Below are 25,382 nucleotides of genomic sequence, written 5' to 3' on the forward strand. Positions count from 1 at the left end.
TTATAATAATTTAAAAAAATCGTTAACGAAAGAAAGGATATCAGATGGAACTAAAATGTACGCTGCAATATTCAAATCCCCATGTTATAAGGCAGATTGCGGTACCAGAAAAAATCACCCTACAGCAATTGTATAGGGTGATTTGTGTATGTGCGGATATGGATACACTTGGTGTTGACACCTTATTTTTTAAAGATGGAGTTCAATTAAAGAAAACACAACAAGTTGATGAAATTATGCTTAGTGAGTCTGTGCCTGATTCAGAAAAAATGTTGTCATGTATCGTTAAAAAAAATGATAAAGTATGCTGGGAGTGGCGTATTGAACTTGTTTCAAAAGAAAACAGACTTTCTGACGAAAAAACAGTCCAATATCCAATACTACTGCGTTTTCAGGGAACAAATATTGGAAATGGGAGAAAAGAAGTAGCAGAATTTAATCGCTATTCAAATAGCTGGTACAGCTTACAGGATTTGCAGGTTCAGAAACAGTCTGTTAATTTAAAGCTTAATTTACTTTTTAGTGAGTTTGGGGTATCGAAAGAAAATCATGCATCTGGTAAAAAAGGTATTGAACTTGATTCGTCCACACTTTTGCAGATGAAAAGTTGTTTGGACAGTTTAAAGCAAATGAGGGTAGATGAGCTAAAAGAAATTGAAAAAAATTTAGATATGAACCATCCGACCAATATTCAAAAGGAAAAAAGAGCTGAACTAATCTTGCAGGATTATATAGAAAAAACTGATGTCATGTTACATATTTTTGAACAGATTAGTTTGACTGAATTTGATGTATTTTTAAAACTGTATGCTTCAGGTGGAACGGTTTCAAGAAGTATCGAAGATTGTTTGGAATATAAAACGTTAGAGAAATACGGATTGGTTTCTATTGATGTAGATTATAGCGGTTCTATCACAGTTGATATGAGTATTGAACTTGCAATGGGAGCAGGCAAATTTATGAAAGAGCCAGAAAAAAGTTCGCTTCGAAATTTTCAGGTTGTACAGGCTGTAATTGCTGCATGCGTGAATCTATACGGATTTGCCAGTTATTGGCACTACAGTGCGTTAATTGATGCCAATTATAAAAAAATCATAGCGCAAGAGGCAAAAAAACAATATTGGGATATGTTTGCTGAACGGGCAAAAGAAGGACGATGGCGATATATGTGGTCAAGTGTCTCAAATGTATTTTTTAAACCTACAAGTGACCAGGATTGGATCATACAGCAGGTGAAAAAGAACTTTGAGGAGATTCCTTATTATATACCAGGTGGAGAGGAGATAAAATTACTGCAGTTTGATGGAATTGATTATTCTCTGCCTGGTTATAAGATGTTTTTTTCTGTGTTGGTCGATAACTGCAGGAGCTTTGAAGATGAAAATAAATTAGTCACAGAGATGATGCTGAAATGTATTAATGGTGAGAGTCCAAGGAAGGTGGTATATAATTACAGACATTGTTTTATAAAAGGAACAGCCAGTGTGAAAATTTTAGGAGATGCACTTGAAAAGCTAGAGGCAACGATCCGGCGTCCTGAGTATTATGGTCATACGAAGAATGAGTTTATGCGGCTTACAGGAGGAATAACAAAGTGAGTTATAATATAAAAAATGCACTTGCGGACTTCAAAAAAGAAGATTTGGCAGATGGAATGATCGATATATTGAAGGATAGCAAAAGGACATTGGAGAAAACAAAGGAAAATGGATTTTTAAAGCTGAGCTTAAAAATGCAGAGAACAAGCATTTACAATGCAGTAGTTTGGCTTGATGAGAAAAATGGTGAGCTTGTAAAGACAGCTTGCAGGTGTGGTCATTTTCAAAAACAATATTTTTGCTGTGAGCATGTGGCAGCGGTGGTGATGCAGTATATTGTAGAGATATATGGTCAAGACGTGGTTAAGCAGTCTGAGATTTTTCCTTTAATGCTTCAGAAAACAAATGTAGAAGATCCATTTATTCCGGGTATTTTAAAAAGCACCGATGAGGAAATGATGGAAATTCTAAAAGAGAACTTCTTTAAAAAGCGGGCATTGCCAGTTGAACAGAATATAAAACAGCCGCTTTCAATGCAGGCAAAATGCTGCATTGGTGAATGCAAGGATGGTCTTTTATTGGAGCTTCGTGTTGGTGAGACGAGAACGTATGTAATACGAGATCTGAATGAGTTCTTTTATAAGTGGACAGAGAAAAAAACAATTGAGTTAGGAAAATATATAAAATTTATTCCGGATAAAAATCTGTTTGACGAAAACGGGCGTAAAATTATTCAGTTTTTCTTAGAGGAATATTTAACAGAAAAGGCTTCTGGAAGGACAAATTATTCTTATTATGCTTCGGCTAGTCAGCAGGCAAGATCTGTTTCCATTTTTGGAAGCCGCATTGATTCCTTTATGGATACTATTGCTGCAAATGGCGTATATTTGCTTTCAGATGAAAAGAAAAATATTTTTTATGATGAGCAGTTCTATAGTCCTAAGATCAAAGTTGCAAAACTTACATATGGAGCGACTGTGAGGGCTGAGCGATATCATATTTTATGTGAGAGTCTTGAGTATAGCTATGTCTTGTCAGGTGATACCATATATCGTATGAAAAAACCAGAGATGGCTGTACAGAAGATTCTTGAACTGTGCCAGAGTAAGAAAGAGCTTTTTATATCAGATAAGGATCTGCCAGCAGTCACAAGAGATGTGTTATCAAATCTTAAAGACGCGGCAGTAATCACCTATACTGGCATGGATCCTGATAAATATCTGCCTCCAAAGCCGACAATTGCTTTGTACCTAGATTCTCCGCAGGAAAATATGATTACATGTGATGTGGCAGCTATTTATGGTGAGAAAAAGTATCATGTTTATGGAAAGGAGCGTTACAGCCAAAAGCGAAACTTCACAGAGGAGCATAGATTAGCAGAGATAATCCAGATGTACTTTAATGCGTTCGATCAGGAAAAGAGCCTTCTAGTCTATTCTGGTGATGAGGGAGATATTTTCACATTTCTTTCTCAGGTGATTCCAAAGCTGCAAAAATATGGCGATATTTATGTGACAGATTCGATGAAGAAGCTTAGCGTTGTTCCGTCAGCCAGTTTTCAGGTTGGAGTTTCAGTATCTAGCGGCCTTCTTGAGATGTCGATGGCATCAAATCAGTTTAACAAGGAAGAGCTTGCTGAAATTTTCTCATCATATGACAGAAAAAAGAAGTACCATCGTTTGAAAAATGGCGCATTTATCACCTTTAATGAAGAACAAAAGCAGGTAATGTCTGCTATCTCAGACGTGATGAAAAATTATGCCGATAAAAAAAATCCTGATACGATCAAGATGCCGCTTTTTAGGGCACTTTATCTTGATGAACTGCTTGCAGAAAAAGAGTCAGTTGAACTTAAGAAAAATCGTGAATATCGAAAGCTAATTGGAAAGATGAGAAGCTATGAAAACGGTGATTATGAAGTACCGCAGTCACTTGAAGCAGTACTTCGAGAATATCAGCGAGACGGCTTTTACTGGATTAAGACATTAAAAGAAAATGGCTTTGGCGGTATTTTAGCAGATGATATGGGTCTTGGAAAGACTCTTCAGATATTGGCATTTCTTTTATCAGAAAAGGAACAGGGAAAAGTGGGAGACGAGCTTCGCACATTAATAGTTGCTCCAGCCTCACTTGTTTATAACTGGAAAAAGGAAGTCGAGCGCTTTACACCGCAGCTGTCAGTATGCGTGATGGCAGGAACTGCACATGAGAGAAAGGAGCTTATTAAAAATCAGACAAGCAATGTAGATGTGTGGATTACATCATATGATCTGTTAAAACGCGATATCGAGCTGTATCAGGATATTGTATTTGCAAATGAGATTATTGATGAGGCACAGTATATTAAGAATCAGACAACACACGCAGCAAAATCAGTGCGTCTTGTAAACAGCAGTTTTCGCATGGCACTTACAGGTACACCGATGGAAAACCGCCTAAGTGAGCTTTGGAGTATCTTTGACTATCTGATGCCTGGATTTTTGTATGGATACACGCGTTTTAGAAGTGAAATAGAGACGCCAATTGTTTCTGACAAGGATGAAGATGCGATGACGCGTCTTCGCGCTATGATACATCCATTTATCCTTCGCCGACTGAAAAAGGATGTATTAAAGGAGCTTCCGGAAAAACAGGAGGAGATCGTCACGGTTGCACTTTCAGGTGAACAAAAAAAGCTTTATCAGGCACATTCACAGAGATTGAAAATGTTTCTTGAGGATCAAAACGATGAGGATTTTGCACAGAATAAGCTTCAGATTCTTGCTGAGTTGACAAAGCTTCGTCAGCTTTGCTGCGGACCAGAGCTTCTTTTGGAAAATTATAAGGGTGAAAATGCAAAGCTTGAAACATGTATTGAACTTATTACACAGGCTATTGCCGGAGGTCATAAGATTCTGCTATTCTCTCAATTTACGTCCATGCTGGATCTTATTGGCGAGGAATTAAAAAAAGCAAAAATAGATTATTATCGCATTGATGGAAGCGTAAAAAAAGAGGCGCGCATGGAGATGGTGGAGCAATTCCAAAATCCACAAAATCAAGTATCAGTGTTTTGTATTTCATTAAAAGCTGGAGGTACCGGACTAAATCTGACTGCAGCAGATATTGTAATTCATTATGATCCATGGTGGAATAAGGCAGCTCAGAATCAGGCGACTGATCGTGCACATCGAATTGGACAAAAACATGCAATTAATGTCTATCAGCTGATAGCAGAGGAAACAATTGAGCAAAAAATTTGTGAACTTCAGCAGGTAAAAGAAGATCTGGCTGAGGAGGTTCTTTCTGGCGAGGGTATCAGCAGCACTCAGTTTAATAAAAACGAAATTATGAATTTGCTAGAAAAATAAACCGTTTATTCAAACAAAAAGGATAGGAAAATACATTTTTTAGCAGTTGTGCTACATTGACAGGCCTACTTTTTGTATGAATTTACGTACATTGTGAAAAAGGCTTGCACAACATCACCTTTTTTGTTATGATAATAATAAGTATGGAGTCGAAAGACCGGTCAGAATAGGGGGAAGAACGATGGATATCCGATGCAAAAAATGCCTGCTTCGAGAAATGGCAAATGAAGATATGTATCACAGGATACAGCGAACGATTGACGCGATTCCTCCTAAACTTCGGTGCTCAAAAGGGGAGTACGATGCACGTCTTGAATTATGCAAGGAGTGCGAAAAGTTGATTGGTGGTATGTGCCGTGTGTGTGGTTGCTTTGTAGAAGTAAGAGCTGCCAAAAAAAGCGAGCATTGTCCGGGAATACCGCGCCGTTGGGATGGGCTGCAACTTTAGGCTTAATATCGGCAAATTTTTGTCACAACTTGCTGCCCTGCAGCAGAAACGGAGGAAATTATAATAATGAAAGAAACAGTGATGCAGTTTGGTGAAGGTGGATTTTTACGCGGTTTTGTTGATTACTTCTTCAAGAAGCTGAATGATGCCGGGGTGTATGAAGGAAAGGTTGTTGTAATTCAGCCAATCGATAAGGGTATGGTAAATATGCTTAACGATCAGAATTGCGAATATAATCTGTACTTAAGAGGACTTCAGAACGGTGAGGAAGTTATCGAGCATACTCATGTTGATGTTATCTCGAGAGGTATCAATCCATATGAGGATTTTGATGCATACATGGCATTGGCTGAGAACCCAGATCTTCGTGTAATCGTATCTAACACCACTGAGGCTGGTATTGAGTATCTTGGAACTGAGAAGTTAGATGACAAGCCGGCTAAGTCATATCCTGCAAAGCTGACCCAGTTCTTATACAAGAGATTCCAGACAGGCTTAAAGGGATTCATTCTTCTTCCATGTGAGCTGATCGATCACAATGCAGACACCTTAAAGGAGTGTGTATTAAAGTATGCAGATCTGTGGGAGTTAGGAGATGAGTTTAAAAACTGGCTGTTGTCCGAAAACGATTTCTGCAACACCTTAGTTGACCGTATCGTTACTGGTTATCCAAGAGCAGAGGCTGCTGATATCTGCAAGGAGTTAGGCTACACCGATAACCTGATTGATACTGCTGAGATCTTCCATCTGTGGGTAATTCAGGGTCATCACGAGGACGAGCTGCCATTTAACAAGGCTGGCTATAACATCGTATGGACTGATGACGTTGCACCATATAAGAAGAGAAAGGTTCGTATCTTAAACGGCGGACATACATCTATGGTACTTGGCGCTTACCTGTATGGCCTTGAGACAGTAGGCGAGTGCTTAAAGGATGAGACAGTAAGCAGCTACTTAAAGCACTGCATCTTCGAGGAGATCGTTCCGACTCTTGGAAACACTCAGACCGATATCAATTTCGGAAAGGCTGTTTTAGAGCGTTTCGCAAATCCGTTCATCCGTCACATGTTACTGTCTATCGCACTGAATTCTGTAAGTAAGTTCCAGGTTCGTGTACTTCCAACCATTCTTGAGCATAAAGAGAAGTTTGGAAAATATCCGGAAGGTCTTGTAATGTCTATGGCAGCATTGATCGCATTCTATCGTACCGATAAGGCAAACGATGGTGCAGAGATCATGGAGTTTATGAAGACTGCAAGCGTAGAGGATATCATGAAGAGAGAGGACTACTGGCATGCAGATCTGACCGAGATGATTCCGATGGTACAGAAGTACTACGATGTAATCGAGAAGGATGGCATGAAGGCAGCTTACGATTTAGTATTAAATAAATAATCACAAAGCAGCCGGACCAATTTATGGTTCGGCTGTATGCCGTAAAGCGGCGCAAAACGTCAGAATGCGAACAGAAAGGCATATAGAATTTATGAAAACTTACATTCAGATTAATCCACAGGATAATGTCTGTGTTGCACTGGCTCCTATTGCAGCTGGTACACAGATAAACGCAGGCACGACCGTGACCACACTAGAGGATATCCCGCAGGGTCATAAGATTGCACTTGCTGATATCAAAGAAGGTGAAAAGGTCATCAAGTATGGTTTCCCGATTGGTGTGGCAAAGCAGGACATCAAGGCAGGTTCTTGGGTGCATGTTCACAATGTAAAGACAGGTCTTGGTGATGTGCTTGATTATGAGTATAATCCGTCAGGAAGTGAGTTAGAGCCGACAGAGCACGCACATTTTATGGGATATCGCCGTGAGGATGGACGTGTTGGTGTAAGAAATGAGATCTGGATTATTCCTACAGTTGGCTGTGTAAACTCCATTGCATCTGCACTGGAGAAGCAGGCAAAGAGTCTGGCAGTTGGAACAGTAGAGGACATAGTTGCATTCCCACATCCTTATGGCTGCTCTCAGATGGGCGGCGATCAGGAGAACACCAGAAAGGCACTTGCAGATTTAATTCATCATCCAAACGCCGGCGGTGTGCTTGTACTTGGCCTTGGCTGTGAGAACAGCAATATTCCGGTTCTGATGGATTACATTGGTGAGTACGATAAGAATCGTGTGAAGTTTTTACAGTGTCAGGATGTTGAGGATGAGCAGGCAGCAGCAATGGAGCTGTTAAAGGAGTTAGCAGATTATGCAGGAACCTTCAAACGTGAGCCAATTGATGCTTCCGAGCTGATTATTGGTATGAAGTGCGGTGGCTCTGATGGTCTTTCAGGTATAACTGCAAACCCGACTGTCGGCGCATTTTCAGATCTTTTGATCTCAAAGGGCGGCACCACGATTCTGACAGAGGTTCCTGAAATGTTCGGAGCAGAGACACTTCTTATGAACCGCTGTGCAAATGAGGAGCTCTTTAATAAGACAGTAGATCTGATAAACAACTTTAAGAACTACTTCACAAGCCACAACCAGACCATATATGAGAATCCGTCTCCTGGAAACAAAAAGGGCGGAATCTCCACACTTGAGGATAAGTCTTTAGGCTGTACACAAAAGTCTGGAAGCGCACTTGTAAAGGGTGTATTAGAGTATACAGAGCCAGTTCACACAAAGGGACTTAACTTATTAAGTGCACCGGGCAATGACCTTGTTGCGGCAACTGCACTGGCACTTTCAGGTGCTCATATCGTTTTATTCACAACAGGAAGAGGAACTCCATTTGCATCACCAGTTCCGACAGTAAAGATTTCCAGTAACTCCAAGCTTGCAGGTCATAAGGATAACTGGATCGACTTTAATGCAGGACGTCTTGTAGAGGATATGCCAATGGAAATGCTTTCTAAGGAGCTGTTTGAGTATGTGCTCGCAGTTGCTTCTGGAAAGAAGGTTAAGGCTGAGGAAGCTGGCTTCCACGATATGGCAATCTTCAAGCAGGGTGTTACGTTGTGATACTAGGGTCGAAAAGTCACAAGCTGATCGGGCTTGCACGAAGAAGTTTGTGACCTTGAGACCCGTAAAAACATGATTTTTAAGACTAAGAAAGGATAGGATATTATTATGAAAACATTTATGGGAAAAAATTTCCTTCTGACAACTGACACAGCAAAAGAGCTGTTCCATGATTACGCAGAAAATATGCCGATCATTGACTATCACTGCCATATCAACCCGAAGGAAATCTATGAGGATCGCAAGTTTGAGAATATCACTCAGGTATGGCTTGGCGGTGATCACTACAAGTGGCGTCAGATGCGTTCTAACGGCATCGATGAGAAGTACATCACAGGAGATGCAACTGACAGAGAGAAGTTCCAGAAGTGGGCAGAGACTCTTGAGAAGGCAATCGGCAATCCGCTGTATCACTGGAGTCACTTAGAGCTGCAGAGATATTTCGATTATCACGGTGTATTAAATGGTGATACTGCAGAAGAGGTATGGAATATCTGCAACGCAAAGCTTGCTGAGGATTCTATGACTGTTAGAAATATCATCCGTAAGTCTAACGTAAAGGTAATCTGCACCACTGATGATCCGATTGACAGCCTTGAGTGGCATAAGAAGATCGCTGCAGATGAGACTGTAGATTTCAAGGTATATCCGGCATGGAGACCAGATAAGGCAATGAACATTGAGAAGCCAGATTTCTTAGAGTATGTACAGAAGTTAGCTTGTGTATCTGGAATCAAGGTAGACAGTGTAAAGAGTCTGCTTGCAGCAATCGACAACCGTATGGAATTTTTTGATTCCATGAAGTGCTGTGTATCTGATCATGGTTTAAACTATGTTGTATATCAGCCGGCAAGTGAAGAAGCAGTTGAGGCAATCTTCCAGAAGAAGGTTCGCGGTGAAAAGCTGACTCAGCTTGAAGTTGACCAGTATAAGACTGCATTTATGATTCATGTAGGAAGAGAGTATCATCGCCGTGGATGGGTAATGCAGATGCATTATGGCTGCAAGCGCGACAACAATACCTTCCGTTATAATCAGTTAGGACCAGATACAGGATACGATTCCATCAATAACGATGCAACGGCAGCACAGTTAGCTGATTTCTTAAATGCACTCAGCACTACAAACGAGCTGCCAAAGACAATTCTGTATTCATTAAATCCAGCTGACAACGAGATCATCGGTACCATTATGGGCTGTTTCCAGGACAGCGAGGCAGTAGGCAAGATCCAGCACGGTTCTGCATGGTGGTTCAATGACAACAAGTCAGGTATGATCAACCAGATGGTAAGCCTTGGAAATCTTGGTCTGCTCGGAAACTTTGTTGGTATGCTGACTGACTCCAGAAGCTTCTTATCCTACACAAGACACGAGTATTTCCGCCGTATCCTGTGTGAGTTAGTAGGAGGCTGGGTAGAGAACGGCGAGTATCCATACGATAAGAAGGCATTAAAGAACATTATCGAGGGTATCAGCTACAACAATGCAAAGGCATATTTTAACTTCAAGGATTGATTTTGAAGTAAATAGTTACCTGAGTTTTTGTAAAATACGATGTCAGGGTCAGCTAGTTGTGATCCTGACATTAGTTTAATTAATTAAGTATGGAGGTGCATAGTATCCTTTATGGATAGTCACAGTATGACCCTGGTGGTCGCTTTAATATTATTAATGATGGGTTCTGCCTTTTTTTCTGCAACGGAGACGGCCTTTTCCTCGCTGAATAAGCCGAGATTAAAAAATATGGCAGCAGAAGGCAATAAAAAAGCAAAGCTAGCATACAAGCTTGCAGAGAATTATGATGAATTGATTTCAAGTACACTTGTAGGAAATAACGTTGTAAATATTGCAGCAACAACAATTGGAACACTTCTCTTTGTAGGATGGCTCGGATCAAATGGAGCTACTGTATCAACTATCTTTATGACAGTGATTACTTTAGTTTTTGGTGAAATCACGCCAAAGAGTCTGGCAAAGGAATGTCCAGAAAAATTTGCAATAACTGTTGCTCCAATTATTAATATTCTAATTACTGTTTTAAAGCCGGTGAATTTCCTTCTGATCAAGTTAAAGAGCAGTGTAGGAAAGCTTTTGAAGGTAAGCGGCACAACGAATGGAATCACCGAGAATGAGCTTCTTACAATAGTAGATGAGGCTGAGCAGGTCGGTGGACTTGACAGTAATGAGAGTGAGCTGATTCACAACGTAATCGAGTTCAATGATCTTCAGGCAGGCGACATCATTACACCGCGTGTTGATGTTACAGCAGTTGATATCACAACGCCAAACGAAGAAATTGCGGATGTATTTAAGACATCTGGTTATTCCCGAATCCCTGTATACAAAGATACGATTGATGATATTATCGGTATCCTGTACGAGAAAGATTTCCATAACTATGTGGCAGGAACTACAAAGTCAATCGAGACGATCATGAAGCCGGCTGAGTTCATTCCGCCTACAGTCAAGATCTCCGAGCTTTTAAAGAAGTTCCAGCAGACAAAACTTCATATCGCTGTTGTTGTGGATGAGTTTGGTGGTACAGAGGGTATTGTTACCATGGAGAATATCTTAGAGGAACTTGTAGGTGATATCTGGGATGAGCATGATGAGGTAGAGGCTGGCATCAAAAAGTTAGATGATGGAAGCTTCATCGTTCCAGAGGACATGGATTTAGACGATTTCTTTGAGCAGTTTTCCATCAACACCGAGACAGAAGCTTCTACTATCAACGGATGGATTACCGAGCAGATTGGAAAGATTCCGGAAGTAGGCGATTCATTTGATTTTGAAAATCCTGTTTCAGAGGAAGAAGATTCAGAAAAGGATAAAGAAAATCAAAACAACAAGCCGCAGAAGCTTCATATTGAAGTGACACAAACCGAGGGACAGAAAGCAGAAGAGATTCATGTGGTGCTCCTCCATGAGAAAGACGAAGACAGTACAGAACAAGAAAAAAAATAAATGCATTGGCAGCTTATCCGAAAAGGTAAGCTGCCTTTTTTGCTTGACAATACTTCGGGATACCGATATACTATAGATAACAAAGACGAAAGGGGAACAGAACCTATGATTATTGATGATCTTCTTCGTGATGCAAAAATGAGTCAATATAAGTTAAGTAAGGAAAGCGGAGTCGCACAGGCAACAATATCTGATATCTGTAGCCGAAAGACGACAATGAAAAAATGTGCTGCTGGAACCCTATACAGAATTGCAAAAACATTAAATGTCACGGTGGATTTGTTGTTAGAAGCAGATGAGCAAGCAAAGGAAAATGATAAAAATCAAGAATATCGCAGTTCATTTGAAACATTCAAGAGCAACACATGCCATCATGTAAAAGATATGGGAGATATTGATTTTATCATTGATACACTTGAAAAGAATACAATTCGAAATTTATATGAAAAAGCATGGTATCCAGAATCACTATATTTACTGGGAATGGTTGATTATCTCTCTAAAATCAATGATTTGCCAATATGTACGAATTACAATGATATTCGAAAACATAAGCTTGCGACAATTTTATATCCATCAAGTGTGCTAATTCAGGCTGCAGTCATGCATAGTGATGAGGTTAAAATTGAGGCTATAAAGAATGCAATTCCAGAGTTTATGAGATTTAATATTGTAGAAAGTGAGGTGAGAAATCTTGCCTGAAGTTTTTTTTACAAAGGAAAACTTGGATAGCTATTTAAAAGAACTAGCAAAAGAATTTCGTAAGATAAATGGCAACAAAATGCCAGCTGAGATTATTTTGATCGGTGGGGCATCAGTACTAATTAATTACGGATTCCGCGAGATGACATATGATATGGATGCGATTATTCAAGCATCATCGTCGATGAAGGATGCAATTAATAGTGTTGGTGATCGCATGGGGCTTCCAAATGGCTGGCTAAATACAGACTTCATGAAAACAACATCCTATACGCCAAAGTTAATTCAATACTCTAAATATTATAAGACATTTTCAAATGTTTTAAGAATACGAACGGTTTCAGCTGAATATTTGGTTGTCATGAAATTGATGGCTGGAAGACAGTATAAGAACGATTTGTCAGATGTTGTTGGAATTTTGTTGGAACAAGAAAAATCACAACAACAGATTTGCCTTGAAGATATAAAAAAAGCAGCAGAAAAACTTTATGGCGGATATGATAAGTTATCTGAAGAATCTCGAACTTTTATTGAGACAGTATATCAAAATCCTGATTTGACACAACTGTATGCAAAAGTTAGAGAAGATGAAAAGACGAACAAAGATATCCTAATAGAATTCGAGGATAACTATCCAGATGTTCTCAATGGAGATAATCTTACTGATATACTAAAAGCAGCAAGGGCAAAGAAAAAAGGTTGATGATATTTTAATATATGATGAGAAAAGCTGATGTGCATCAAAAGAGATTAGGCAGGCAAATTTTTTGGTTTAAACCCTGCAAAAAAGTAGATTTTGCATGAATCCTGTGGTAAAATAGTCATATGATGGTGGCGATTTGAACAAAAACCACACGATATTTTAAAGGAGGATGTGCGAATGACTCAAAAAGAACAGAAAAATCAAATCAAAAATCTGTTGGCATGTGCAGAGCGTTTGTTATGCTGTATGACAGAAGTACAGCAGGATATGGACGAAGCAGCAAAGTCAATTAAACAGCAAAAATTACTTTCAGATGAAATCGCGTCAAAACTTGAGAATAAATTAAAAGAATTGCGGGAAGAGACAAAAAATTATACAGATATTTGTGGCGAGACAGGGATAAAAAATCTTATGGAATCTTCTATGTCAGAGGCAAAGAATGTTTTAACAGAACAGCTGCAGCTGATTGAGAAAGAGGAGAGAAGGCTTGCGTATAAGCGTTTTAAGTCCCTGCAGTCGCTAGATCCAGATACAAATGAGCATATTTCGTCATATAAGAATGATCTTAAGGAATTATTGGATGCATATGAAAAAGCACCGTCAGATGAAAAGATAGAGAAAAAATTAGATGCTTACAGTACATTCATGCAGGCACTTGATGAGACAGACAGCGCCAAAGTTATAGCATATATTCTGGAACTGTCGTCTGTATTTGATAATCAGCTGCTTGGAAAGGCATTTGTGGCAAGAACGATTAAAGAAGCATCAAATGAAAGCGATCAGACTGACATTGTAGTGGAAGAAAGCAACGAGGAGCCTGCGAAAGATAACGAAGCAGTTGAAGATGCGCAGCTTCTATCAGAGATTGCGGCAGCAAAGCAGCTTCCATTTATTCGTGATGAGGATGTGGCTTGCTATACACTTGAGATTGAAAAAGGAAAAGAAGAGAAAAAAGTTGGAACAAAGAGCTTTTTAAACGAAATTCGTGCAAAGTTTGCAACGGAAAATGGATTGGTTTTAACATGTCTTGATACGTTTGGTGTGCTTTCCATTCAGTTTCTGGCACTCGCAACGAAGAAATCCATGATCACACTCGAAATGTCATTTCGCTACTTATTTGAAAAAGGATATATCAGAATTTATAAAATTCCTGGATTGGATTCTTTTTATTCCCTTTCAGCAAAGGCATGGAAAGCAATGCAGTCAAGAGAAGCACGCAATTATTTAAAAATAAAAGGTATTGTTTATGATAATCAGGCAAAAAATGAAATGAATCTTGATGTGGATGAGGAATCTGTCAATGCAGCGTTTGCAAGGATTGCTTATCTGCGTTTGCTGAATACATTTTATGAGATTATTCAGCCAAATACATCAATGAAGGAAGCAGTTTTTGATGAGTGCTTTGTGGCTGTATTAAATGATGCATCTTCAATAATTATGATTGGTATTTTCTGGAGCTTAAAGGGAAGTAAGGATGAAGAGATTCTTCTTGAAAATATTCGAGAGAGCGTAAATTATGGCACTGATTACGTTATTGTTGCGGGACTAAACAGGGATTATGCAGTTTGCAATGCCGATTATGTAGTAAAAGAAATGACATTTGATCCAAAGTGTGTAATCTGCTACGATTTGCTAAAAAACGAATATTTTGAGTATGTGTCAAATGATCCGTTTTCTCCAAAGAAGCTGTTAGAAAAGAAGGAAAATCAATCAGTAAAATTAGAGAGTAAAGTAGAAAACAAAGCAGAAAGTAAGGCAGAGAGTAAAGTAGAAAACAAAGCAGAGAATAAATCAGATGATCAGTTAGAAGGTGAGCTGAAAAGTAAGCTAGAAAGCCAGTCAGAAGATCAGTTAGAGTGTCAGCCAGAAAGTCAATTTGAAGATCAATTACCAGATCAGTCAGCAGACTCTTCAAAAGATGAAATACAAAATGCCTGCATGATGATTGTGGAAGAAAAAACTTACTGTGCTACAGCTTATCTCGATGCTGTAAAGGATACAAATGAACAATATAAAATGCTGTATGAGCAGTTAGCTTACGCAGTCAATGATCCTAAAATGAGATGCTCCTATGATTCTCATAAAATCTTTGCAATGTATCCGCAGAATGAGGATATATTGACAAATTATCTTATGCTGTCTACCTGCCTTCGCAATTTTTTTATGAACCATATTGAATATGATTATGAAATGAAGGCATTATATGAGAACATGAAGAGTATTCCTATGACACAGGCTTATCCTGAGCTGATGAGCGCAGCATATCGCATGGTGCAGTTTAAGGGAAAATTCCATAAGGGAATTGATTGCTACGCCGATTATCGCCTAAGGGATCAGATGAAAATTGAACACCGACTGGAAAATCTGGCAGTGCGTGCAAAGGGATATTATGAAACATACGTGTTAGGTCAGCCTAAAAACCATAAGAACGTAAAGCGCTTTGTTGATACATGGAAATTAGTTTTTGCTGAGGATGGTGAGATGGCATCATATCTTCAGGCAATCATGAATGGCGAATACGAGTATGCGAGTCTGTTTCGTGTAAATTTGCTTATTAATTTTATTAGTGATGGCTGTACAGCCGAATATTCAAATCTTAACCGTGAAAAGTTAGGAAACTATATTAATGACTGTTGGGATAAATCAAAGACGAATGGTGGAACCAAATTTAAGACTAGCAATCTTATGAGCGACCTTAGAAATAACCTGACAAATGCTATGGAAAAGGTTATTGGGATTACATGTGAGTGGATTGATCTGGCATCTGGACGCAGCCGTTCTGAAAATGATACAGGTGAAAAGCGCTACCGTGAGATAAAAAGTGATCTTAGGGCAGAATTAAAAGCTGCTGAAAAAATCGTTCAAAAGAAGGAAACAGCAGAAGATATTTATGTGCAGGCAGGAAAAGCTGTGCTAGCGCAGACAATAAAAGAGCTTCTGGCAAGATTGGATGGCAGATACAAGGAAGAGTCTCACAAATATTTTTACATAGATTTTTTAAGAGGAAGCGAGGTACTTTTAGACGAAGAATATTTCCCAGATAAGCGGGGAAATTTTGCTGATTTTGAGAAATTGTCACTTCCGGGTCGTATTTTGCGTCATTCTAAGCTTGAGCTGTTAAGTTTTGAGGAAAAGCTTGAGCATATTTTCAAGGAATATGGAGATGACTACGGAGCAGCAGAACAGATTTTAGATTATATGCAAAAAAATAGAAATGCAACAGAAGAATACAATATTCAGTCATCTAAGGAGCAGGCTGGAAAGGATGCTCAAATCCGTCTTAATAACTTTATTGAAAATCTGGAGTTGGCGCAAAGCTATGGACAGATTGAAGAGACAAAGGAAAATAAGAAAGAAAAAATTCAGAAGATCGCAAATGAGTGGTTTGCTTATGCTGATGAGACGAAAAATTATGGCTTCTTCAAACGAATCCTGGAGGAGTACGAGAAAAAACTTCACGAGGACGCAAAGGTGCGCGGAGAGGCACTTCTTCGCGAGGTGGAAGGAATCGAGAATAACGACACGTTAGATGAGTGCCGCAAAAAGCGCATTGCCGCAATAAAAAGCATGATCGAATGTCAAAACTATACAGTGGCAGAGGATCTTTTGTCAAAAATTAATAGTGAAGAGACAGATGAGGAGCGGGAAATTCGAGGCACTGATTATCTGGCAAAGTTTATTGAAGAGTATGACTATAATTATAAGGCAGTTGCTAACAGCAGCAAGAGTCTTAGTGATCTGGCAGTTGTGCGGATTCATAACAAGGACGAAAAGTGGGCAAAGCGCCTTATTGACAACTGGATGAATAACGGACAGGCTTTGGGACAGTATAAGCTGACAGCTCTTCTTGAGGCGCTTGGCTTTTTAGACGCACAGGTAAAGGAGCAGGCAAAGCTTGGAAGAATTGAAAACTATATGGTTACGATTCCTGCTGTAGTAGGAAGAAAAAAAAACTATAAGCATCCAATTGCGGTATTTGGATCAAAGGCGCAGACAGAGGGCTTTCGCGTTGCCTGCCTGTTTGGAAAGTATGATGCAGACCGTCTGATTGAAGAATTAAAAAATATCGGAAACAGCAAAAATACACTAGTTCTTCTTGATTATGCGCTGTCACTTCCAGACAGAAGATTATTTGCAAAAAAGATAAAGGCAAGCTTTAGTGATAAAGTCTTTGCAGTCATTGACCGCGTATTATTAATGTTCTTAGTAAACAATTACAGTGTGCAGTTTATCAATCAGATATTGATGTCTGTTATGATGCCATTTTCATATTGTCAGCCGTATGTGTGGGATTCTTCAAAGGTAATGCCTCCGGAGATATTTATCGGAAGACAGGAAGAGCTTGAAAAAATCGAATCACCTTCCGGTGTCAATATCGTTTATGGAGGACGTCAGCTTGGAAAGTCGGCACTTTTAAAAAAGGCAAAAATGGATATTGATTTTGATGAAAATAATAACCGTGCAGTTTACATTGAAATCAAGGGCATGGATTATGAACGAGCAGCTAAAAAGATTTGCTGTGAGCTGTATGATGCTGGTGTTCTAAAAGAAGAAATTGATACGACAGACTGGGATGTACTAGCAAGGGCAATCAAAAAAAGGCTGCTTGACGATAAAGAGGAACGTATTCCTTATCTGTTACTTTTGTTAGATGAGGCAGACACATTTATCGAGAGCTGTACAGAAGTAAATTTCAAACCGTTTGATGCTCTAAAAGAGATTCAAAATATTGGAATGGACCGCTTTAAGTTTGTTATTGCAGGTCTTCATAATATTGTGCGTTTTAAGCGCGATGCAGCATTGTCTAATAATAGTGTGATTACGCATTTAAGCTCGATTACGATTAGACCATTTCACACAAAGGATGCAAGACAGCTTCTTGAGGAGCCGCTTTACTGTCTGGGATTTCGTTTTCCAAAGGAGCGTCAGGCGCTGATATCACTTATTTTAGCAAGCACCAATTATTTTCCAGGTCTGATTCAGCTTTATTGTGCGAATTTAATTGAGGCAATGAAAAAGGACGATTATGCCGGATATGATGAAGGCAATACACCAGCCTATGAGGTTACACAAAAGCATATTAAAAAGGTGCTCTCAGATCCATCCTTTATGAATCAGATCCGTGAAAAGTTTGAGATCACGCTTAAGCTTGACGAAGATAACATGTACTATATCATTGCACTTTTGATGGCATATCTGTATCACCAAAATGCAAACTCAGCAGCTGACAGCGAGGGCTTTTCAGCAGAGGATATCAAAGAGGCGGCAATTGGCGTAGGCATCAATCAGGTTGCCGTTCAGAAAACACAAGTCATTAATGGACTGATGCAGGAGCTTCTTGAGCTTAACATTTTGCGTCATACAGTAAACGAAAAGTATCTGTTCTCACGATACAGCTTCTTCCAGATGATGGGAACATCAGATGAAATTGACAGCCGTTTGCTTGAATACATGGAGAATCAATAACGGGGTGAAACAATGGATAGACTATGGTGGGAAAATATAACAAATACATCACATTTCATTGATCAGATTGTGGAAGCCGTTCAGTCAGGCAGCCATCTGTTTTTACAGCTTCCGCAGTTTGTCCCGTGGTATGAGACAATGAGCGATCTGGTCATATCGAAAATTGAAAGGCAAAACTCAGACCGTTCCCTGAAAATTATTATGGATAGCGGCAAAGATCCGGGGGAATATCTGTTTTATCAATATTGCCGTCAGGAGAAAAGGGCGCAGTATAGGCCAGGAATAGGATATGCGCAGTTTCTTGCAAAAAGCGAAGAGTTAATAATGAACCATTATATCCTCTGGGTAACGCAGGCAGATGCAGCGCAGGCGAAGAAGTGGTACACTTTTCTGGAAGGCTACAGCAAGGCGCTTGGCAAAGGGAAAAAGGGCTGCATATTTTTGATTGAAACAAGAGAAGATGTATCAATTCGTGAACGCGGAAGCATCAAAAGACTTGTTTATGAGAAAGAGATAGCACATTATGACACATATCTTTTTGCGATGCTTGCGGCATCCACGCAAAAGCAGACAGAAGGTTTTCGCCAGTATCTGGCAGAAGCTGTCTCATCAGTTGTGCCAGATGATGCAGAGCTTGCCTGCGCATGTATCAAGAGAGGGCGTACATTTTTAGAGGATCCTGTAAAGACAATTGCGTCAATAAAAAAAGAAACATTTAGAAGCGATGGAACGGCCTTTTGGCCTGACATAAGCGAAAAGCAGATTGCAGAACGAATGTGGGAAGCACAGATTAAGGTAGTATTTCCTATTATAGAAAAGCAGCGAAGCATTATCGTAGAGCGCTACAGAAAAGGAATTGAAGCACTTCTTCCAATCACTGGTGCATACGGCGAAATGTTTTTTGATGCCGAGGATGTGGAAATTGGTGTCTTGTCTCATCTGGTATCATTAGGGAGATTAGTTGTCGCTTTCGAAGATGGGAAAATGATTGCAAGGCTTAGAAATGCAAGAAATACACTGGCACATATTAAGCCTATGACACAGGCTGAAATTGATGAAATTTTGTAAATAAAAAAGCAGCGACCGGATTGATCGCTGCTTTTTTTCATTATAAGATTCGTATACGAATAATATTTTCCATTGCCTCTAACTTTTTCTCAAATTCATCACTTACAGGCGCTTCTACATCAAACATTGCATATGCATATTCGCCGCGGCTTTTTGAAACCATATCACTGATGTTAACACCAGCTTCACCAAAAAGAGAAGTCAGCTGACTGATAACATTTGGTCTGTTGTAGTGGCATACACAGATACGTGATGCCTTTTTGCGATAGCCAAGGCTGCAGGATGGGTAGTTGACAGAGTTTTCAATATTTCCATTTTCAAGATAATCCATAATCTGGTTGACAGCCATAACAGCACAGTTTTCCTCAGATTCCTCAGTTGAAGCACCAAGATGAGGAAGTACAAGAGCACCAGGCATATTTACAACAGCTGGATTCGGGAAGTCTGTAACATAGCGAGAAACCTTGCCGCTTGCAAGAGCATCAGCCATGTCAGCATCATTTACAAGAATATCTCTTGCAAAATTTAAGATCTTGACACCATCCTTCATTTGATCAAAAGCACGCTTATTCAGCATACCCTTTGTAGAGTCAAGTGCAGGAACATGGATGGTGATGTAATCACACTGATTATAGATTTCATCATTATCCTTTACGATTGTAATGTGGTGAGAGAGACGAACTGCATTCTGGATGCTTAAATAAGGATCGCAGCCAAAAACCTCCATTCCAAGCTCACTTGCAGCATTTGCAACAAGAACACCGATTGCACCAAGTCCGATTACGCCAAGCTTCTTTCCCTTAATTTCATTTCCAGCAAAAGCCTTCTTTGCCTTCTCAGCTGTCTTTGCAATATTTGGGTCATCCTTATTTTCACGTACCCAGTGACAGCCGCCTGCAATATCACGTGAAGCAAGCATGAGTCCTGCAATAACGAGTTCCTTTACACCATTTGCATTTGCACCTGGTGTATTAAAAACAACAATACCTTTTTTTGCGCAGGAATCAAGCGGAATATTATTCACACCGGCACCGGCACGTCCAATTGCAAGAAGAGAATCAGGAAGTGTCATTTCATGCATAGAAGCACTGCGAAGAAGCACAGCATCAGCATTTTCAATCGAATCAGCGATGCAGTATGTATCATCAAAACGGCTCATTCCGGCATTAGAAATTGGATTTAAGCAATAAACACTTTTCATTTCAAATTCTCCTCCTCAAACTTTTTCATAAATGCAACAAGTGCCTCTACACCTTCCTTTGGCATTGCATTATAGATACTTGCACGCATACCGCCTACAGTGCGATGACCCTTTAAGTTAACAAAACCGGCAGCCTCAGCTTCCTTTACAAATTTGGCATCAAGCTCTTTGTCGCCAGTTACAAATGGAACATTCATTAAAGAACGAGAGGACGGCTCAACTGTACCGTGAAACAGCTTGCTAGAATCAAGATAGTCATAGAGGATCTTTGCCTTTTCTACATTTCTTCTTTGCATTTCCTCGAGACCGCCCATTTTCTTAAGCCACTTGAAGACCTTGCCGCAGATATAAATACCATAGCATGGAGGTGTATTGTAAAGAGAATCAGCATCTGCATGGATCTTGTAGCGAAGCATGGTAGGTGTTCCTGGAAGAACATCATCAGTAATAAGGTCTTCACGGATGATTGCAATTACAACACCGGCAGGACCGACATTTTTCTGAACACCGCCGTAAAGCATACCATATTTAGTAACATCAACCGGCTCAGATAAGAAGCAGGAAGAGATATCAGCTACAAGTGTTTTTCCCTTTGTATTTGGAAGTGTGTGGAATTTGGTGCCGTAGATAGTGTTGTTTTCACAGATATAAACATAGTCGGCATCGTCATCGATTGGAAGATCAGAACAGTCTGGAATATAAGAAAATGTTTTGTCAGCACTAGAAGCGACAACGTTAACCTCGCCGTAGAGCTCAGCTTCTTTAGCAGCCTTCTTTGCCCACTGACCGGTTACAATATAATCAGCTTTCTTATTTTTCATCAGGTTCATTGGGATCATAGCAAACTGCTGGGATGCACCACCCTGTAAAAATAAAACCTTATAATTGTCCGGAATATTCATCAGTTCACGAAGATCAGCCTCAGCCTCTTTAATGATTGCATCGTAAACCTTAGAACGATGGCTCATCTCCATGACAGACATACCACTTCCCTGATAGTCAAGCATTTCATCTGCAGCCTCCTGCAGTACCTCCTCTGGCAGCACAGCTGGACCAGCAGAAAAATTATAAACTCTTCCCATAAAGAAACCTCCTTATCACTGCATTAGATATTATCGGGCGGTCAAAGACCGGTGAGATGCAGTAATTCACTATGGTGCTTTACCATATTAAAGTCTAATATAATACTCAATTAGAAATAAGTCAATACCTAATTTCAATAATTCTTCACAAGAGGACAAACAATGGACACAAATTTATCAAAGAGTCGTCACATTTGGCGCCTAACATTACAAACGATAGCAAAACAGCAATAAGGCTGTTTGCAAAAATGAGATGCAGGAGGACAAGACTTTGATTGAAGTAACAGGTCTGGTAAAAAAATATGGAAACCATGTGGCTGTCGATCATTTAAGCTTTCGTCTGGAGCCAGGAAAGATTTATGGCTTTCTTGGTCCAAACGGAGCTGGAAAATCAACTACCATGAATATGATGACCGGATATATCGGCCCTACAGAGGGAACGATTTTAATTAATGGTCACGATATCGTGAAGGAACCAGCAGAGGCGAAGCGCTGTATAGGCTATCTGCCGGAGCTTCCGCCGCTGTATACAGATATGACAGTATGGGAATATCTTGAATTTGCAGCACAGTTAAAAAATATCCCGGCGAAAAAGCGTCAGGAGAGCATTTTAAATGCTATGAAGATGACTGGACTTGTCGATGTAGCAAAAAGACTTATCAAAAATCTTTCAAAGGGCTACCGTCAGAGAGTCGGTTTTGCACAGGCTGTGCTTGGCATGCCGGAAATCATAATCCTTGATGAGCCGACTGTAGGTCTTGACCCAATTCAGATTATTGAGATTCGTTCACTTATTAAGGAGCTTGCAAAAGAGCATACCGTTATTTTAAGCTCACATATCCTTTCCGAGATTAGTGCCGTATGCGATGAGATTTTAATTATCTCTCACGGAAGACTAGTTGCAAGTGATACAACAGAAAATCTGATGCACTACATGGATAGTGATGCTATGCTTGAAATCAGCATAAGGGCGCCAAAGGAGCAGGCAAAGAACAGCTTTGCACAGCTTCATCATGTTGTAGCAGTTTTGGAAGCCACAAAGCAGAATGAGGATGATAAGCATCTGAATTTGACCTCATTTGAGATACGTACAGATGGCGCTGATGTGCGCGAAGCTGTATTTGGTATCTGCGCAGAAAAAAATTGGCCTATTTATGAGATGAAATATTCAAAGGCAACACTTGAGGATGTCTTTATGGAGCTGACTGCCGACAATAAGGCTCATGAAGAAGAGATGGATGAGATTAAAAAATCGGCAGAAGAGGCCGTAAAGGAAGCAGAGCAGACAAAGCAGGCCAATAAGGAGGATGACAATGAAAGCAATATTTAACAGAGAATTTAAATCTTATTTCACATCCATGATTGGACCTGTATTTGTGGCCGCACTTGTGCTCGTGACAGGTATTTACTTTATGGTGTATAACATGAGCTATGGCTATCCTTACTTTGCCTACACATTAAGTGCCTCTGCCATCGTATTTGTACTGACTGTTCCGCTTTTGACAATGAGAAGCTTTTCAGAGGAGCGTCATTCAAAGACAGATCAGCTTCTTTTGACATCACCGGTATCTGTGACACAGATTGTTTTAGGAAAGTTCTTTTCAATGGCAGCAGTTGTTGCGATTCCGTGTGTGATCTTTTGCCTGTGTCCATTGATCATTAAGAGCACTGGAACAGCATATTTTCTTGTTGACTATTCAACTATTCTTGTATATTTTCTGATCGGCTGCGCTTATGTTGCCATTGGAATGCTGATCTCAGCAATGACAGAGAGTGTCATCATCGCGGCAGTTGGAACGATCATTACACTGCTTTTGATCAATTTGTCAAATGGTCTTTCCAAATATGTGCCAAATACAGCAATTGCCTCTTTAATAGGCTGTCTGATTCTTTTAGTTCTTCTTTGCGTCATTGTCTATGTAATGACAAAGAGCAATGCAGCTACGTTTGGTCTTTTGATCGGTGGAGCAGCAGTTTTAATTATTCTTTACGTTGTAAAGCCAGCTCTTTTTGAGGGACTTATTCCAGGAATGATCGAAAACATAGCATTTGCAAAGGTAATGACAAGCTTTGTTTCTGATTATGTGTTTGATGTAAAGGGTGTTGTGGAGCTGATCTCGATTTGTGCGGCATGCATCTTCCTTACCACACAGGTAATCCAGAAGAGAAGATGGAGCTAAGATAAGCGCTAGATTGGTGTAAGAAAAAAGCCGAAAAAGCGGCAGAATGAGAGGAAAGCAGGCAGGAATGGATATCAAAAAAAAGAAAGAAAAAAAGCCGTCAGGTAAAAATATTTCATCTGTAGTGCAGCTGAAAAACGGAAGCTTCAGCCTTGCAGTGACGGCAATTGTGCTGGCAATTATTGTAGTAGTAAATTTGATTATAGGACAGCTTCCATCAAAGTTATTAAATTGGGATTTGAGCGAAACTGGAATTTTCAGTGTTTCAGATACTTCCAAAGAATTATTAAAGGACTTAGACAAGGATGTTACTGTTGAGGTAGTGGCAGAGACGGGAAATATAGACTCTCGTATTGAAAAGTTTATCTCTATCTATGGCGATCTCTCATCTAAGTTAAAGGTTAGCTATATAGACCCTGTTCTTCACCCTGAAATTCTTACAAAGTATGGAATTTCAGCAAACTCTGTTGTTGTATCATGCGAGGAAACTGGAAAGAATCAGGTAATTTCCTTTAGCGATATAATTGTAAGTCAGCAAAATTATTATGGCTATAGCAGCGAATCAGAATTTGATGCAGAGGGTCAGCTGACAAGTGCTGTTGCAGCTGTTACCTCCGATAACGATAAAAAGATTTACATGTTAAGAGGCCATGGTGAGTCAGCAATAAGTCAAGAGCTTGGCGAGCTGCTTACTAAAAACAGCATGACAACATCAGATTTAAATCTTCTTGAGACAGCATCTGTGCCGGATGATTGTGATCTTTTGATTATCAACAATCCTACAAGTGATCTTGGAACTGATGAATATACAGAACTTCATAACTATCTGTATCAGGGCGGAAATGTGCTTTTGCTTCGTGGTGTTACCGATAAGGAGCTTACAAACTTCAATGAGTTGATGGAAGATTATGGTATGACTATGGTAAACTCCTATATTGGAGATCGTGATCGCTATTACCAGAGAGCACAGAGTGCGTTCTATTTCTTCCCAATGATCACAAGCAATGACACAAATGTAGAAACAACAAGCAGCATCTTAGTCGGTGCAGTAGCAGGTATGACAGCATCAGAAAATACACCAGAAGATGTAACACTGACAACACTTTTAACTACAAGTAACAATGCATTTCGTGAAGGAAACAGCAATGAGGCAACACAGTTTATTCTGGCAGCATCAGCACAGAAGACAGTACCAGCAGATACAGAAAGCGAGAGCGAGTTAGAATCTGGCAGTGATACAAAAGAAACTGAAAAGACATCTGTTGAGAGCGTTTCAGAGGAAGCTTCAACTGAAAGTGTAACTGAAAATGCATCAGAGGAAGTTACGTCTGAAGCAGCATCTGAGGCAGAATCTACCGAGGAAAGTACTCTTGAGGATGTTCTGACTGACATTTCAGTTGGAAACACAGATGGCTGGCTTGAGACACCATCAGCAGATTCTAAGCTGACTGTTATCTCAGCATCAACCATGATTGATTCCAGTTTGATTGGGAACTTCACTGGAATTGAAAACTTAAATGAGTTCATTAACATCGTATCATCTTACTTCGATGATGTTCAGAACGTATCAATTCCGGCAAAGAGCCTTTCAGTTACTTACAATACTGTAACAGGAAGCAGCATTTGGAATGCATTGTTTATAATCATCATCCCAGTCTTTTCAATTGTTGCGGGATTGGTTGTATGGATCCGCAGAAGAAAGGCATAATGGTGTG

Annotated in this window: 16 protein-coding genes; 14 read left to right on the forward strand and 2 right to left on the reverse strand. The window is 39.7% G+C overall.

Translation table 11 applies throughout. The features are described 5' to 3' along the window. Nucleotides 1-44 precede the first annotated feature (44 nt). The 11 genes from LKD48_RS02270 to LKD48_RS02320 all read left to right on the forward strand — a co-directional run bounded on the left by LKD48_RS02270 (nt 45) and on the right by LKD48_RS02320 (nt 19,204). Nucleotides 45-1,598, forward strand: a complete 1,554-nt coding sequence (locus tag LKD48_RS02270) for a plasmid pRiA4b ORF-3 family protein (protein ID WP_308731048.1) — start codon at nt 45-47, stop codon at nt 1,596-1,598. Beyond that, nucleotides 1,595-4,888, forward strand: a complete 3,294-nt coding sequence (locus LKD48_RS02275) for a DEAD/DEAH box helicase (protein ID WP_308731049.1) — start codon at nt 1,595-1,597, stop codon at nt 4,886-4,888. The genes LKD48_RS02270 and LKD48_RS02275 overlap by 4 nt, the downstream gene beginning before the upstream one ends. A gap of 181 nt (nt 4,889-5,069) precedes the next feature. Further along, nucleotides 5,070-5,336: a DUF6171 family protein gene (locus LKD48_RS02280; protein WP_227100695.1), complete on the forward strand. Its 267-nt coding sequence runs from the start codon at nt 5,070-5,072 to the stop codon at nt 5,334-5,336. Nucleotides 5,337-5,402: 66 nt separating this feature from the next. Beyond that, nucleotides 5,403-6,731: a tagaturonate reductase gene (locus LKD48_RS02285; RefSeq protein WP_308731050.1), complete on the forward strand. Its 1,329-nt coding sequence runs from the start codon at nt 5,403-5,405 to the stop codon at nt 6,729-6,731. Nucleotides 6,732-6,822: 91 nt separating this feature from the next. Beyond that, nucleotides 6,823-8,301: a UxaA family hydrolase gene (locus tag LKD48_RS02290; protein WP_227100697.1), complete on the forward strand. Its 1,479-nt coding sequence runs from the start codon at nt 6,823-6,825 to the stop codon at nt 8,299-8,301. Between the two features lie 108 nt (nt 8,302-8,409). Further along, complete coding sequence (gene uxaC / locus LKD48_RS02295) at nt 8,410-9,816, forward strand: glucuronate isomerase (RefSeq protein ID WP_308731051.1); 1,407 nt, start codon at nt 8,410-8,412, stop codon at nt 9,814-9,816. A gap of 156 nt (nt 9,817-9,972) precedes the next feature. Next, complete coding sequence (locus LKD48_RS02300) at nt 9,973-11,265, forward strand: HlyC/CorC family transporter (protein WP_262536222.1); 1,293 nt, start codon at nt 9,973-9,975, stop codon at nt 11,263-11,265. Between the two features lie 105 nt (nt 11,266-11,370). Further along, nucleotides 11,371-11,967, forward strand: a complete 597-nt coding sequence (locus tag LKD48_RS02305; protein WP_118612497.1) for a helix-turn-helix domain-containing protein — start codon at nt 11,371-11,373, stop codon at nt 11,965-11,967. Next, nucleotides 11,960-12,670 (forward strand): DUF6036 family nucleotidyltransferase, encoded by a 711-nt coding sequence (locus LKD48_RS02310; RefSeq protein WP_118612496.1) that lies wholly within the window; start codon nt 11,960-11,962, stop codon nt 12,668-12,670. Before LKD48_RS02305 ends, LKD48_RS02310 begins: the two co-directional genes overlap by 8 nt. A 177-nt stretch (nt 12,671-12,847) precedes the next feature. Beyond that, nucleotides 12,848-18,136 carry an ATP-binding protein gene (locus LKD48_RS02315; RefSeq protein ID WP_308731052.1) on the forward strand — a complete coding sequence of 1,763 codons (5,289 nt, stop codon included), beginning with the start codon at nt 12,848-12,850 and terminating at the stop codon, nt 18,134-18,136. A gap of 12 nt (nt 18,137-18,148) precedes the next feature. Next, entirely contained in the window at nt 18,149-19,204 is a 1,056-nt protein-coding gene (locus LKD48_RS02320; protein WP_308731053.1) for a hypothetical protein, read from the forward strand. A 40-nt stretch (nt 19,205-19,244) separates the two neighbouring features. Here the strand turns inward: LKD48_RS02320 and LKD48_RS02325 are convergent, their stop codons facing one another. Next, nucleotides 19,245-20,405, reverse strand: coding sequence for a phosphoglycerate dehydrogenase (locus tag LKD48_RS02325; RefSeq protein WP_308731054.1), 1,161 nt, complete (start codon nt 20,403-20,405; stop codon nt 19,245-19,247). Then, complete coding sequence (serC, locus tag LKD48_RS02330) at nt 20,402-21,487, reverse strand: 3-phosphoserine/phosphohydroxythreonine transaminase (protein ID WP_308731055.1); 1,086 nt, start codon at nt 21,485-21,487, stop codon at nt 20,402-20,404. Before serC ends, LKD48_RS02325 begins: the two co-directional genes overlap by 4 nt. Nucleotides 21,488-21,758: 271 nt before the next feature. Here serC and LKD48_RS02335 point away from each other — a divergent pair, with 271 nt between their 5' ends. From LKD48_RS02335 to LKD48_RS02345, 3 genes are all read left to right on the forward strand, one after another. After that, nucleotides 21,759-22,817 (forward strand): ABC transporter ATP-binding protein, encoded by a 1,059-nt coding sequence (locus LKD48_RS02335; protein WP_262536166.1) that lies wholly within the window; start codon nt 21,759-21,761, stop codon nt 22,815-22,817. Beyond that, entirely contained in the window at nt 22,801-23,667 is an 867-nt protein-coding gene (locus tag LKD48_RS02340) for an ABC transporter permease subunit (RefSeq protein WP_262536167.1), read from the forward strand. Before LKD48_RS02335 ends, LKD48_RS02340 begins: the two co-directional genes overlap by 17 nt. 67 nt (nt 23,668-23,734) lie before the next feature. Continuing rightward, nucleotides 23,735-25,375 (forward strand): DUF7088 domain-containing protein, encoded by a 1,641-nt coding sequence (locus tag LKD48_RS02345; protein ID WP_308731056.1) that lies wholly within the window; start codon nt 23,735-23,737, stop codon nt 25,373-25,375. Nucleotides 25,376-25,382: the final 7 nt, after the last annotated feature.

The sequence above is a fragment of the Anthropogastromicrobium aceti genome, from assembly GCF_020687335.1.
Classification (GTDB): Bacteria; Bacillota; Clostridia; order Lachnospirales; family Lachnospiraceae; genus Anthropogastromicrobium; species Anthropogastromicrobium aceti.

What these genes read in the sequence shown, in the direction of transcription:
- LKD48_RS02325 (WP_308731054.1), bottom strand. Translation starts at nt 20,405, where the DNA reads ATGAAAAGTGTTTATTGCTTAAATCCAATTTCTAATGCCGGAATGAGC.
- LKD48_RS02320 (WP_308731053.1), top strand. Translation starts at nt 18,149, where the DNA reads ATGGATAGACTATGGTGGGAAAATATAACAAATACATCACATTTCATT.
- serC (WP_308731055.1), bottom strand. Translation starts at nt 21,487, where the DNA reads ATGGGAAGAGTTTATAATTTTTCTGCTGGTCCAGCTGTGCTGCCAGAG.
- LKD48_RS02280 (WP_227100695.1), top strand. Translation starts at nt 5,070, where the DNA reads ATGGATATCCGATGCAAAAAATGCCTGCTTCGAGAAATGGCAAATGAA.
- LKD48_RS02300 (WP_262536222.1), top strand. Translation starts at nt 9,973, where the DNA reads ATGATGGGTTCTGCCTTTTTTTCTGCAACGGAGACGGCCTTTTCCTCG.
- LKD48_RS02315 (WP_308731052.1), top strand. Translation starts at nt 12,848, where the DNA reads ATGACTCAAAAAGAACAGAAAAATCAAATCAAAAATCTGTTGGCATGT.
- LKD48_RS02340 (WP_262536167.1), top strand. Translation starts at nt 22,801, where the DNA reads ATGAAAGCAATATTTAACAGAGAATTTAAATCTTATTTCACATCCATG.
- uxaC (WP_308731051.1), top strand. Translation starts at nt 8,410, where the DNA reads ATGAAAACATTTATGGGAAAAAATTTCCTTCTGACAACTGACACAGCA.
- LKD48_RS02345 (WP_308731056.1), top strand. Translation starts at nt 23,735, where the DNA reads ATGGATATCAAAAAAAAGAAAGAAAAAAAGCCGTCAGGTAAAAATATT.
- LKD48_RS02290 (WP_227100697.1), top strand. Translation starts at nt 6,823, where the DNA reads ATGAAAACTTACATTCAGATTAATCCACAGGATAATGTCTGTGTTGCA.
- LKD48_RS02305 (WP_118612497.1), top strand. Translation starts at nt 11,371, where the DNA reads ATGATTATTGATGATCTTCTTCGTGATGCAAAAATGAGTCAATATAAG.
- LKD48_RS02270 (WP_308731048.1), top strand. Translation starts at nt 45, where the DNA reads ATGGAACTAAAATGTACGCTGCAATATTCAAATCCCCATGTTATAAGG.
- LKD48_RS02285 (WP_308731050.1), top strand. Translation starts at nt 5,403, where the DNA reads ATGAAAGAAACAGTGATGCAGTTTGGTGAAGGTGGATTTTTACGCGGT.